This is a genomic window from Streptomyces sp. NPDC037203 (assembly GCF_055605065.1).
In genome coordinates this window covers 39718-51858 of the sequence record NZ_JBVJUC010000008.1, presented here as the reverse complement: position 1 = coordinate 51858, position 12141 = coordinate 39718, and the positions used below count along the sequence as shown (strand labels likewise).

Sequence of the window (12141 nt, the reverse complement as noted above, 5' to 3'; positions counted from 1 at the left end):
CCGACATGCGCCCCACATCCGCCGCAGCCTGGATCGCCGCCACCGCGGCCACCGCGCTCCTGCTGACCGGCTGCGGGCCCGGCGGCCAGGACGGCACGTCGAAGAAGGCGGCGGCGCCCGAGGTAGACGGCCAGGACATCGGCGCGCGCCCGCTCGACGACCTGCGCCAGGGCGGCACGCTGCGGTTGGCGATCGACCAGTGGATCACGCAGTACAACGTCAACGACGTCGACGGTCAGCAGGGCGACGCCCAGGAGATCATCAGGACGGTGATGCCCGATCTGTTCGACTCCGACACCCGGGGCACCCCGCACGCCAACCCGGACTTCCTGGTCTCCGCGAAGGTGGTCTCCACCAGCCCGCAGGTGATCGAGTACGAGCTCAACCCCAAGGCCAGGTGGTCCGACGGCAAGCCGCTGAGCTGGCGCGACTTCCGCGCCCAGTGGCAGGCGCTGAACGGCTCCGACCCGGCCTACGAGGCCGCCGATCCGAGCGGCTACGACCAGATCGCGGACGTCGGGCAGGGCTCCGGCCCGCACGCGGTGAAGGTGACCTTCAAGGCGCCGTACGCCGACTGGCAGCGGCTGTTCGACCCGCTCTACCCGGCGCGGTACTACGACAGCCCCGCCAAGTTCCTCAAGAGCTGGGCGGAGAAGGTGCCGGTCTCCGGGGACGCCTTCAAGATCGGCGGTTACGACAAGACCGCGCAGACGATCACGCTCGTGCCGGACCCCGAGTGGTGGGGCCGCAAGCCCAGGCTGGACTCGATCGTGTACCGCGTCCTGGACACCTCCGCCCGCCCCGACGCCTATCTCGACAAGGAGATCGACTACACCAGCGCGCTGCTGCCCGAGGACTACCAGCGGCTGGCCAAGGCGCCGGACACGGACATCCGGCGGGGCGCGCGCTGGGACGAGGTGCACATCACGCTCAACGGCGGCCGCGGCCCGCTGAAGGATCTGCGGGTGCGGCAGGCGGTCCAGCACGCCGTGGACCGGCAGGGCATCGACGAGGCGTTCGCCAAGGACCTCTCCTTCCAGCTCAAGCCGCTCGACAACCACTTCTTCATGCCCAACCAGCAGGGCTACAAGGACACTTCGGGCGGGTACGCCGACTACGACGCGGCAGCGGCGAAGAAGCTGCTGGACGCGGCGGGCTGGAAGGACGCCGGCGCGGGCAGGGCGCGCACCAAGGGCGGCAGGCAGCTCACCCTCGACTACGTACTCAGCGCCGGCAGCACCTCCGCCCAGACCGACCAGGCCCAGCTGGTGCAGCAGCAGCTGGCGCAGGTCGGGATCAAGGTCGAACTGAAGAAGGTGCCGGCCAACGACTACTTCAACCAGTTCGTCAACCGCGGCAACTTCGACCTCACCAGCTTCCGGAACGTGGACGCCGTCTACCCGTCCATGCTCACCCCGGTGTTCGTCCGGCCCAAGGGGCGCAACCTCTTCCAGAACTTCGGGTCCGTGGGCTCACCGGAGATCGACGCTCTGCTGAAGCGGGCCGGCGAAACCACCGATCACGCGAAGGCCGCGGATCTGTACAACCAGGCCGACACCGAGATCTGGCGCCTCGCCCACTCCATCGAGCTGTACCAGCGCCCGGAGATCCTGGCCGTGCGCTCGGGGCTCGCGAACTTCGGCGCGGAGGGTCTCGCCGACGTCGACTACACGAAGGTGGGCTGGGTGAAGAAGTGACGGCGTAGCTCAGGGCGCCGGGCGGCCGGCGAGGGCCCGGACCAGTCCGGCTACCCCGTCGTCTCCCGGCGGCACCGCGACACAGGACAGGGCGAGGCGGACCGCCAGTTCGCAGGCGCGGGCGAGTTCGGCGGTGGCGGCGGGGCCGGCGCCGGGTCCGGACAGCACGGTGACGGCGCGGTCGCGGACGGTCCGCACCAGGTCGGGGGGCGAGGGGAGCGGGCGCTCCGGGCGGCGCGGTGGCGGTACCGGCGCGGGGCCGCGCGGCGGCGCGGGGAGCCGTTCGCTCCAGCAGCCGGTGAGCAACGCCCGTACCAGCGCGTCCTGCCGGGCCGCGGTCGCCGTCCACTCGGCGGTGGCGGTGAGCCGCTCCCAGATGCCGCCGCCGCCCGTGAGGGCGCGCTCGACACCGGCGAGGTAGTCGTCGGCGGCCCGCAGCACCAGCGCCCGCGCGAGGCCGTCCTTGCCGCCGAACTCGTTGTACAGGGTCTGCCGGGACACGCCCGCGGCGGCGGCCACCTCCACCATGCGCACGGCCGGCCACGGCCGGCGTGCCAGGGCCGTGGCGGCGGCGTCCAGCAAGGCTTCGCGGGCAGCAGCCATCGTGGCCTCCCTGGGACAGACCGCGTTCCGCCCAGATTTGACGGACTTTCGGATGATGTCAAGGGTCCGCTCGCCGGGCACGGAGGGCCAATGGAGGGCGTGCGGGCGTGCGGTGGCCGCGGGTATGTGCGCGGTGGTCGCGCGCGGGTGCGTGGTGGCCGCCCGCGCACACGTGTGACACCGCGACCGGCGGGCCCGACACACGCACGCCCCCGCTGGCTGCCGTACCCGGCCAGCCGATAGCGTGACGTACATGCCGGACTACCTCGACGACCTCCGTCTCGCCCACGTCCTCGCCGACGCGGCCGACGCGGCCACCATGGACCGCTTCAAGGCCCTGGACCTGAAGGTGGAGACGAAGCCGGACATGACGCCGGTGAGCGAAGCGGACAAGGCGGCCGAGGAACTCATCCGCGGCCAGCTCCAGCGGGCCCGCCCCAGAGACGCGGTCCTCGGTGAGGAGTACGGCGTCGAGGGCACCGGCCCCCGCCGCTGGGTGATCGACCCGATCGACGGCACCAAGAACTACGTGCGCGGCGTCCCGGTGTGGGCCACGCTGATCGCGCTGATGGAGGCGGGCGAGGGGGGCTACCACCCCGTCGTGGGCCTGGTCTCCGCCCCCGCCCTCGGCCGCCGCTGGTGGGCCGCCAAGGGCCACGGCGCCTTCACCGGCCGCAATCTGACCTCCGCGAGCCGGCTCCACGTCTCCGGCGTCAGCACCCTCGCGGACGCCTCCTTCGCCTACTCGTCCCTGTCCGGCTGGGAGGAGCAGGACCGCCTCGACGGCTTCCTGGACCTCTCCCGCCAGGTGTGGCGCACCCGCGCGTACGGCGACTTCTGGCCGTACATGATGGTCGCCGAGGGCTCCGTGGACATGTGCGCGGAGCCGGAGCTGTCGCTGTGGGACATGGCCGCCCCGGCGATCGTCGTCACCGAGGCGGGCGGCACCTTCACCGGTCTCGACGGCCGCCCCGGACCGCACAGCGGCAACGCGGCGGCGTCCAACGGACTGCTGCACGACGAGTTGCTGGGGTATCTCAACCGGCGCCAGTGAGACGCACGGGGCGCTTGCGCACGCCCCCCGGCGGGCCACACGCGCCCTCTTGTTGACCCGGCTGTGACCTGAGACGCTGAAGCCACCCCCACTTGTGAACTTGTGAATCCGGGGACAAGGCCCCCGGACCCCCAGGAGGTGGCCCCACCCATGCTGGTCCGCGACGCCATGAGCACCGTGATCCTCACCCTCGGCCCCGCCCACACCCTCCGTGAGGCGGCCACCCTGATGTCCGCCCGGCGCATCGGCGCCGCCGTCGTCTTCGATCCGGACGCGGGCGGCATCGGCATCCTCACCGAGCGCGACATCCTCAACTCCGTCGGCCTCGGCCAGAACCCGGACGTCGAGCGCGCCCATGCCCACACCACCACCGACGTCGTCTTCGCGGCGCCGACCTGGACGCTGGAGGAGGCCGCCGGCGCCATGGCGCACGGCGGCTTCCGGCATCTGATCGTCCTCGACCGGGGCGAGGTCGCCGGGATCGTCTCGGTCCGGGACATCATCCGCTGCTGGTCCCCGGCCCGCGCGCCGGCCCCGCTGGCCAGAGCGGGCTCCTGACCGGTCCGGGGCGCCGCCCACGGGGACCCGGACACGGCGAACGGGCCGGACCCCGAGCACCAGGGACCCGGCCCGCCCGGCGGACGAGTGCCGCCGTCTCGGTCGCGCTCAGTCGCGCAGGGCCCGCACCGCCGCCTCCAGCCGCTTGCCGAAGTCGGCGTCCGCGGCCGCGAAGTTGCCGATCGCGCGCTCCGCGATGTCCTCGCGCGAGACCTGGGAGATCGACCCGGCGAGGTTGGCGATCAGCCGCTCCTTCTCCGGCTCCGTCATCAGCCGGTAGAGGTTTCCGGCCTGCACGAAGTCGTCGTCCTCGGCGTGCCGCGGGGTCGGGTGGTCACCGGTGCCGCCGGTGAAGCCGTCGTAGGACTGCCACAGCGCCCGGCCCGTCTGCGCGGGCCCGCCGAAGCTGTTGGGCTCGTAGTTCTTGGCACCGCCGTGCCGTCCGTCGTAGAGGTGGCCGTCGCGGGAGTGCGTACGGGCCTCGGTGGCGTGCGGGCGGTTGACCGGCAGGTGGTCGGCGTTGATACCGACGCGGTAGCGGTGCGCGTCGCCGTACGCGAACAGCCGGCCCTGGAGCATCTTGTCCGGCGAGGGGCCGATGCCCGGCACGAAGTGCGAGGGGCTGAAGATCGACTGCTCGACCTCGGCGAAGACGTTGCGCGGGTTGCGGTTGAGCTCCAGCTTGCCGATCTCGACGACCGGGTAGTCGGCGTGCGGCCACACCTTGGTCAGGTCGAACGGATTGAAGCGGTACGCCGCCGCGTCCGCCGCCGGCATGATCTGCACGCCCACGGTCCAGCTCGGGAACTCGCCCCGCTCGATCGCCTGGCGCAGATCGCGCTGGTGGGAGTCGGGGTCGGTGCCCGCGAGCACCGCGGCCTCACCGGCGGTGAGGTTCTTGATGCCCTGGTCGGTCTTGAAGTGGTACTTGACCCAGAAGACCTCGCCCGCCTCGTTGTTCCACTGGAAGGTGTGCGAGCCGAAGCCGTCCATGTGCCGGTACGACGCCGGGATGCCGCGGTCCCCGAACAGCCAGGTCACCTGGTGGGTCGCCTCCGGCGACAGCCCCCAGAAGTCCCACACGTTGTCGGCCTCCTGGCTGCCCGTGTACGGATCGCGCTTCTGGGTGTGGATGAAGTCGGGGAACTTGATCGCGTCCCGGATGAAGAAGACCGGGGTGTTGTTGCCGACGAGGTCGTAGTTGCCCTCCTCGGTGTAGAACTTCACCGCGAAACCGCGCGGGTCGCGGACCGCGTCCGCCGCGCCCAGGTTCCCGGCCACCGTCGAGAAGCGCAGGAAGACCTCGGTCTCCTTGCCGACCTCGGAGAGGAAGGCGGCCCTGGTGTACGGCGTGACGTCCGCGGTCACCGTGAAGGTGCCGTAGGCGCCGGCGCCGCGGGCGTGCACGACCCGCTCCGGGATGCGCTCCCGGTTGAAGTGGGCCAGCTTCTCCAGCAGGAGCTGGTCCTGGACCAGCACCGGGCCGCCGACGCCCGCCGTCTCGCTGTTCTGGTTGTCCGCGACCGGAGCCCCGGCCTCCGTGGTGAGCGGTCCCTGCGTCACGTGCGCCTCCTGCGTCTACGCCGGCCAATCCTGTCCCTTGGCCAAAGCCGTCACTGATCCTACATTGGACTAAGTCCAAGTCAAGCGAAGTTCCAAAGTCACACCTATTCCCGTCCTGGTCCCCTCTGCTGTTAGGCTGGTGGCCATGAGCGACCTTCTGGAACGGCTGCGTGGACGCGGATGGCGGATGACCGCGCAGCGACGCGTGGTGGCCGAGGTCCTCGACGGCGAGCACGTGCACATGACGGCCGACGAGGTCCACGCGCGGGCTGTCGCGAAGCTGCCGGAGATCTCCCGCGCGACCGTGTACAACACCCTGGGCGAGCTGGTCACGCTCGGCGAGGTGCTGGAGGTCTCCACCGACAAGCGCGCCAAGCGCTACGACCCGAACGCGCACCGGCCGCACCACCACCTGGTCTGCGCCCGCTGCGGCGCGATCCGCGACGTCCACCCCACCGGCAACCCGCTGGCCGACCTCCCCGACACCGAGCGCTTCGGCTTCACGGTGTCCGACGTCGAGGTGACGTACCGGGGACTGTGCCCGGAGTGCGCGGGCGCGTGACGGCTCGGCGGTTCACGGAGTGAGGAGGGGGCGCGAGCCCCCTCCTTTTTTGCCCCCGGACTCCTCTTTCGCGCCCTGCGGGGACCGACCCGCACGAGGGCCACGCGCATACGACCGAGGGCCGGAACCCATTTCTGGATTCCGGCCCTCGGCCTTCAGTAGCGGGGACAGGATTTGAACCTGCGACCTCTGGGTTATGAGCCCAGCGAGCTACCGAGCTGCTCCACCCCGCGTCGGTGAACACGACATTACGCGAGGGAAGCCGACGGAAGCAAATCCATTCGGGTCCGAGTGACCAGGGCCACTCACGCGGACAGCTCCTCACGCAGCGCGTCCCGCAGCCGGCCCGCCCGCTCGGTGACCTCCGCGGGCCCCAGCTCCGCGGCGCGGGTCGCCCAGTGCTGCCCCTCGTCGAGGTCGCCGCGGCGGGCGCAGACGAGGGCGAGGCGCAGGGCCGCACGGCCGTGGCCGTCGCCGGCCGCGCGCGTCCACCACACCACGGCCTCCGGCTCGCTCCCCTCGCGGGCGAGCAGCAGCCCCAGGTTGAACGCCCCGTTGCGCGAGCCCGCCTCCGCCGCCGCCCGGTACCAGCGCGCCGCCTCGACCACGTCCCCGCGCGCGGAGGCGAGCATCCCGACCCGCACCTGCGCCCGGCGGTGCCCCTGCTCGGCCGCCCGCTCGTACCACTCCTCGCACTCGGCCTTCTCGTGGACGCTCTCCCCCAGCTCGTGCGCGGGGCGCGGGGGGCGGCGGGCGTCCAGCAGCGCGGCCAGCCGGTAGGCCGCCTCCGCGCTGCCGCCCCCCGCCGCGCACCGCAGATGCCGCTCGGCCGCCCGCTCGTCGCCCTCCCGCAGCCGCGCCATGCCGACCTGGAGCGCGGCCTCGGTGTGCCCGGCCGAGGCCGCCCGCTCGTACCAGCGCAGCGCCATGGCGTCCTCGCCGCGCCCGGCGTACAGGATGCCGAGGTTGAACGCCGCGTCCACGCTCCCCGCCTCGGCCGCCTTGGAGAACCACGGCTCCGCTCCGGAGGTGTCGCCGACCTGGAGCAGCAGGATGGCCAGCGCGTTCGCGGCCTCCCGGTGCCCGGCGTACGCGGCGCGCCGGTACCACTGCTCGGCCTGGGCGGTGCGGCCCTGCTCGGCGCAGAGCAGCCCGAGGTTGTACGCGCCGTTGTCGTCCCCCGCGTCCAGCGCCGCCCGGTACCAGCGCTCGGCGGTCTGGGTCTCGCCCCGCTCGGCGTGCAGCGCGCCGAGCGCGTTGGCCGCGTTGCCGTCGCCCTCCTGCGCGGCGCGCAGCCACCACACGGCCGCGCTCTCGGTGTCCCCGGCGTCCCGCAGCAGGAAGCCGAGGGCGCAGGCGGCCCGCGGCTCGCCGTCCTTGGCGGAGGTCAGGTACCAGCGCCCGGCCTCCTTCAGCTCTCCACGCTGCTCCAGGATCGCCCCGAGGTGCAGGGCGGCCCGCCGGTGACCGCGCGCGGCGGCCTGCCGGTACCACTGCTCGGCCTCCGCGACAGCGTTGTCAGTCCCGCCCTCGCCCCGGCCGCCGGCCTCCCGGTCGAGCGCGCGCGCGATCCGGTACGCCGCCTCCCGGTGCCCGCGCTCGGCGGCGAGCCGCATCCAGTGCCCGGCCGCCGCGTCCCCGCGGTGCTCCAGCAGGTCGGCGAGCGCGTAGGCGCCGAGGACATGGCCCTGCTCGGCGGACTGGCGCAGCCAGTACTCCGCGGCCGGTTCGTCCCCGCGTTCGCGGTGGTAGCGGCCGAGTGCGTGCGCGGCGGCCGCGGAACCGGCGACGGCGGCGATCCGCCACCACCCGGCGGCTTCCTCGGAATACCCCCGCTGGTGCAGCAGGACGCCCAGGTTGTTGGCGGCGGCCCGGTCGCCGGCGGCGGTGGCGGCCCGCAGATGGGTCTCGGCGCCGTCGAGGTCGCCGCGGCGCAGCAGCATGGCGCCGAGGACGCTGGACGCCTCCGCGTCACCGCTGCGTGCGGCGAGCGCGAGGCGCACCTCCTCGTCGGCTTCGGCCATGTCGCCCGCCTCGTCGCGGGCCGACCCCTCACCGGAAGTCTGTACAAATCGCCCTGACTCGAACAGAGTTGCCTTGTCCCCCATAACGTCCATCGTCGCACCACCCGCAACCTGGGTACACCCGGTATACCCCACCCCGTGAGGTCACTTCAGCGTTTTGTCGACATGCCCACAGGACGACAAGTCAAACACACAGCGCCTCGCTCCTCACGGCGGCGCGGCGCGAACTCCTTCCCCAACTTGTGTTCGCCTGCGGCGAGTTCACACACCACGAAGGCCCGGATCCGTAAAGGATCCGGGCCTTCGATATCAGTAGCGGGGACAGGATTTGAACCTGCGACCTCTGGGTTATGAGCCCAGCGAGCTACCGAGCTGCTCCACCCCGCGCCGTTGTGAGCCAACCGTATCACGGCGCGGGGCGGTGGTGATCAGCCCTTCTCTCGCGGCTGTTCCTGCGGCTTCTGCTGCTGCTTCTGCGCGTCCTGGGCCCGCTGCAGCGCAGCCTTGAGGTCCTTCTGCGCCTTCGCGTACGCGTCCCAGTCGGGGCCGCCGGACTGCTTCAGGGCCCGCTGCCCGGCGTCGAACGCCTTCTGGGCGTCGGCCAGGTCCTGCCGGACATCCGGGTCGCTCGCCGCGGGCGGGGCGGCGGGCGGGGCCTTGGAGCCGCCGTCCGGTGCACCGGCCGCGGCGGAGCTGGTGCCGAACACCTTGTCCAGCGCCTCGCCGAGCGTGTCCTCGAACGCCGGCGGCCGGTCCCCGTAGGTGACCAGCACCTTGCGCTGCAAGGGGAGTTTCAGTCCACCGCCGCGTACATAGACCGGCTCCACATAGAGCAGCCCGCCGTCCAGCGGCACGGTCAGCAGGTTGCCGTACTCCACCTCGGAGTCGCCGCCCTTGAGGAGTTTGATCGCTGCGGCGACGTCCTGTTCGGAGTTGAACTGGCTCTGGACCTGTTTGGGCCCGTCGACCGTCGTACTGGTCGGCAGCTTCAGGATCCTGATCTTGCCGTAATCCTTGCTGTCCGCCTCGGAATCGACGGACATGAAGGCGCTGAGGTTGTCCCGGCCGCTCGGGGTGAACGTGGTGGACAGCGAGAACGCCTGCTTGCTCTGGCCGGGCATCTTCATGCTCAGGTAGTACGGCGGCACCGCGTCACCCGACCTGTTGGTCGGGTCGTTGGGCACCTGCCACACCTCGCTGCCGGTGAGGAAGGTCTGCGGGTCCGTCACGTGGTAGCGGGTGAGCAGCTCGCGCTGGACCTTGAACAGGTCCTGGGGGTAACGCAGATGGGACAGCAGCTGTGCGGAGATCGCGCTCTTGGGCAGCACCGTGCCGGGAAACGCCTTCATCCAGGTCTTCAGCACCGGGTCCGCGGTGTCCCACTGGTACAGCTTGACCTCGCCGGTGTACGCGTCGACGGTCGCCTTCACCGAGTTGCGGATGTAGTTGACCTGGTTCTGCGGGGCCACCACGCTGCGGTTGTCGCTGCCGGCGGTCAGCGAGTCGGCCGTGGTGTCGCCGAGGGTCGTACGGGAGGAGTACGGGTAGCCGTTCGACGTCGTGTAGCCGTCGACGATCCACTGTATGCGGCCCTTGACGACGGCCGGATAGGCGTCGCCGTCGATGGTCAGCCAGGGGGCGACCGCCTCGACGCGCTCCTTGGGCGTGCGGTTGTACAGGATCCGCGAGCCCTTGCCGATCGCGCCCGAGTACAGGATCTGCGGTTCGCTGAACGCCATCGCGTACGCGGCCCGGTTGAGCGGGTTGTCGAGGTTCACACCGCTCTTGCCGGTGTAACTGGTGGTCACCTCGCGGTTGTCGTCGGTGGGGCGGTCGATCTCCTTCTGCGGGCCGCCGACGATGGAGTACGTGGTGGTCTTCTCGCCGTAGTAGACCCGCTGCTCGTAGGTGCCCAGGTCGCCCTTGGAGGGCAGGTCGGACTCGGTGAAGACGGGCTGGCCGTCGGCCGCCTCGGTGCCCTTGGCCGCGACCACGCCGTAGCCGTGCGTGTAACGGAAGTGGTCGTTGATCCAGTTGTGCTTGATCCCCTTGCCGTCGAGGTTCAGCTCGCGCACGCCTATCACGGTGTCCTGGAGCTTGCCGTCCTTGGTGGGGTACCGGTCGACGTCGAGGTTGGCCGGGAACCCGTAGTAGTCCTTCATCTGCTGCGCCTGCTGGAACGTCGGCGAGACGATGTTCGGGTCCATGATCCGGATGCTCGCCGCGTCGTCCACGTCCGCGCGCAGCTTGGCCTTGTCCGTGGTGGTGGACTTGCCGTCGTACGGGGTGACCTCGGTGTCGTCGATGCCGTACGCCTCGCGGGTCGCCGTGAGGTTCTTCTGGACGTACGGAGCTTCCTTGGCCTGCTCGTTGGGCTCGACCTGGAACTTCTGCACGATCGCCGGGTAGAGCCCGCCGATCAGGATCGCCGACAGGACCATCAGGCCGAAGCCGATGACGGGCAGCTGCCAGGTGCGCCGCCACAGGGTGGCGAAGAACAGCAGGGCGCAGATGACGGCGATGCAGAACAGGATCGTCTTGGCCGGCAGATAGGCGTTGGCGTCGACATAGCGCAGTCCGGTCCAGTCGCCGTTCGCCTTGAAGTCGCTGGACTTCACCGCCAGGCCGTACCGGTCGAGCCAGTAGGCGACCGCCTTGAGGGCGACGAACAGGCCGAGCAGCACCGAGAGGTGCCCGGTCGCGGCGGCGGTGGCGCGCGCGCCGGGGCTGGTCAGGCGCAGCCCGCCGTACAGGTAGTGCGTGAAGGCGGCGGCGATCAGGCACAGGATGACGGCGGCGAAGCCGAAGGCCAGCAGGAACCGGAACCAGGGCAGGTCGAAGGCGTAGAAGGCGATGTCGAGGTGGAACTGGGGGTCCTTCTCGTGGAAGGGGACTCCGTTCACCCACATCAGCCAGGTGCGCCACTGGCCGGCCGCCGAGGCGCCCGCGATCAGCCCGACCAGGGCGCAGACACCGACCAGCAGCCAGGTCTTGTACGGCGCGAGGCCCATGCGGTAGCGGTCCAGGTTCTGCTGCTCCATGGACATGGCGCTCAGCGGGGGCCGCAGCCGGTGGGCCAGCCAGATGTTGAGGCCGACCACGGCCGCGGCCAGCAGACCGAAGACGAAGAACAGTCCGATCTTGGTCCACAGTGTGGTGGTGAACACGGACGAGTAGTGCACCGACCGGTACCAGAGCCAGTTCGTCCAGAAGCCGGCGAACATGCTGAAGGTCATACCGAGGACGGCGAGCACGCCCAGCGTCAGGAGCAGGACCCTCACCCGCCGGGACGGTCGGCCCGCCCCCGTCCGTGGCCCCGCAGGGCCTTGGCCGCGGTCCGGCATCTGGAAAGCCAAGGTGCGCCCCTCGAAATTCGCTCTCGATCCCTCGGGCCCCGTGCTCCGCGGGCCCCGGTGGCCCCCCGTGATCGCGGGCCGACACATATGCAACTTACTCAGGCCCTGCTCGGTTCCCGATTCCGGTGGGGAACGAGGCAGGATTGTGACCATGTCCAACACTCCCATGGCAGCGAGCCCGCTCACACGGGCCGTACTCGAGATCGACGAGTACGCCTCCGGCCTCGGCTGGGACCAGCCCGCTCGCCTCTTCGCCCTCGTAGACACCGCTCGGCTGCGCAGCCAGGAGCCCGCGCTCGCGGCCCAGCTGGGCCTGGAGGGCGAGTCCGAGACCGCCGGTCTCACCCCGATCGAGCAGGACGAGATCCCGTCCGGCAAGCCGCTCGACGAGTTCCTCGCCACCATCGCCTGGCCCGACGCGGTGGCCGGCTGCGCGCTCACCGTGGAGCGGCTGATGCTGCCGCCGTCCGCCGAGGCGCAGGTCCCGAAGAACCTCAGCGAGGCCAAGCTGGCCAAGTGGGTGGCGGACCACCCCGAGCGCCAGGAGGTGCGGATGACGGTGGCGGTGCTGCGCGGCGGCGCCCGCGAGTCGGCGCTGCGGTTGCGCGAGAAGGACTCCCCGACCGAGGTTCTCACCGGTCCCGACCTGGTACCGGGCCTCGCGGACGCCCTGACGGCGACGTTCGCCGACTGATCTTCCGCCGGCTGATCCTTCTCGTACGAC

At 71.2% G+C, this 12141-nt stretch carries 9 protein-coding genes and 2 tRNA genes; 5 read left to right on the top strand and 6 right to left on the bottom strand.

Annotation, left to right across the window (positions count from 1 at the left end; translation table 11 throughout):
• The first annotated feature begins 5 nt into the window (after nt 1-5).
• Nucleotides 6-1697 (top strand): ABC transporter family substrate-binding protein, encoded by a 1692-nt coding sequence (locus ACZ7EC_RS21930; RefSeq protein ID WP_471064870.1) that lies wholly within the window; start codon nt 6-8, stop codon nt 1695-1697.
• A 9-nt stretch (nt 1698-1706) separates the two neighbouring features.
• Here the strand turns inward: ACZ7EC_RS21930 and ACZ7EC_RS21925 are convergent, their stop codons facing one another.
• Nucleotides 1707-2300: a TetR/AcrR family transcriptional regulator gene (locus ACZ7EC_RS21925; protein WP_471064868.1), complete on the bottom strand. Its 594-nt coding sequence runs from the start codon at nt 2298-2300 to the stop codon at nt 1707-1709.
• Nucleotides 2301-2553: 253 nt separating this feature from the next.
• Here ACZ7EC_RS21925 and hisN point away from each other — a divergent pair, with 253 nt between their 5' ends.
• Both hisN and ACZ7EC_RS21915 read left to right on the top strand, forming a co-directional pair.
• Entirely contained in the window at nt 2554-3354 is an 801-nt protein-coding gene (hisN, locus tag ACZ7EC_RS21920) for a histidinol-phosphatase (RefSeq protein ID WP_471064867.1), read from the top strand.
• A gap of 150 nt (nt 3355-3504) precedes the next feature.
• Nucleotides 3505-3912, top strand: a complete 408-nt coding sequence (locus ACZ7EC_RS21915; protein WP_397984124.1) for a cyclic nucleotide-binding/CBS domain-containing protein — start codon at nt 3505-3507, stop codon at nt 3910-3912.
• A 108-nt stretch (nt 3913-4020) separates the two neighbouring features.
• Here ACZ7EC_RS21915 and ACZ7EC_RS21910 read toward each other — a convergent pair whose 3' ends face one another.
• Nucleotides 4021-5475 (bottom strand): catalase, encoded by a 1455-nt coding sequence (locus ACZ7EC_RS21910; RefSeq protein ID WP_471064866.1) that lies wholly within the window; start codon nt 5473-5475, stop codon nt 4021-4023.
• A 145-nt stretch (nt 5476-5620) separates the two neighbouring features.
• On the opposite strand from ACZ7EC_RS21910, the gene ACZ7EC_RS21905 reads away from it, so the two are divergent.
• Entirely contained in the window at nt 5621-6037 is a 417-nt protein-coding gene (locus ACZ7EC_RS21905) for a Fur family transcriptional regulator (protein WP_085566460.1), read from the top strand.
• A 159-nt stretch (nt 6038-6196) separates the two neighbouring features.
• Here the strand turns inward: ACZ7EC_RS21905 and ACZ7EC_RS21900 are convergent.
• The 4 genes from ACZ7EC_RS21900 to ACZ7EC_RS21885 all read right to left on the bottom strand — a co-directional run bounded on the left by ACZ7EC_RS21900 (nt 6197) and on the right by ACZ7EC_RS21885 (nt 11405).
• Nucleotides 6197-6270, bottom strand: a tRNA-Met gene (locus ACZ7EC_RS21900).
• A 72-nt stretch (nt 6271-6342) separates the two neighbouring features.
• Nucleotides 6343-8154, bottom strand: coding sequence for a tetratricopeptide repeat protein (locus tag ACZ7EC_RS21895; RefSeq protein ID WP_471064864.1), 1812 nt, complete (start codon nt 8152-8154; stop codon nt 6343-6345).
• Nucleotides 8155-8374: 220 nt separating this feature from the next.
• Nucleotides 8375-8448 (bottom strand) — tRNA-Met (locus tag ACZ7EC_RS21890).
• A 41-nt stretch (nt 8449-8489) separates the two neighbouring features.
• Nucleotides 8490-11405, bottom strand: a complete 2916-nt coding sequence (locus ACZ7EC_RS21885; RefSeq protein ID WP_471065280.1) for a UPF0182 family membrane protein — start codon at nt 11403-11405, stop codon at nt 8490-8492.
• Between the two features lie 163 nt (nt 11406-11568).
• Between ACZ7EC_RS21885 and ACZ7EC_RS21880 the strand changes: the two genes are divergently transcribed.
• Nucleotides 11569-12111 carry a PPA1309 family protein gene (locus ACZ7EC_RS21880; protein ID WP_397984127.1) on the top strand — a complete coding sequence of 181 codons (543 nt, stop codon included), beginning with the start codon at nt 11569-11571 and terminating at the stop codon, nt 12109-12111.
• Nucleotides 12112-12141 lie beyond the last annotated feature (30 nt).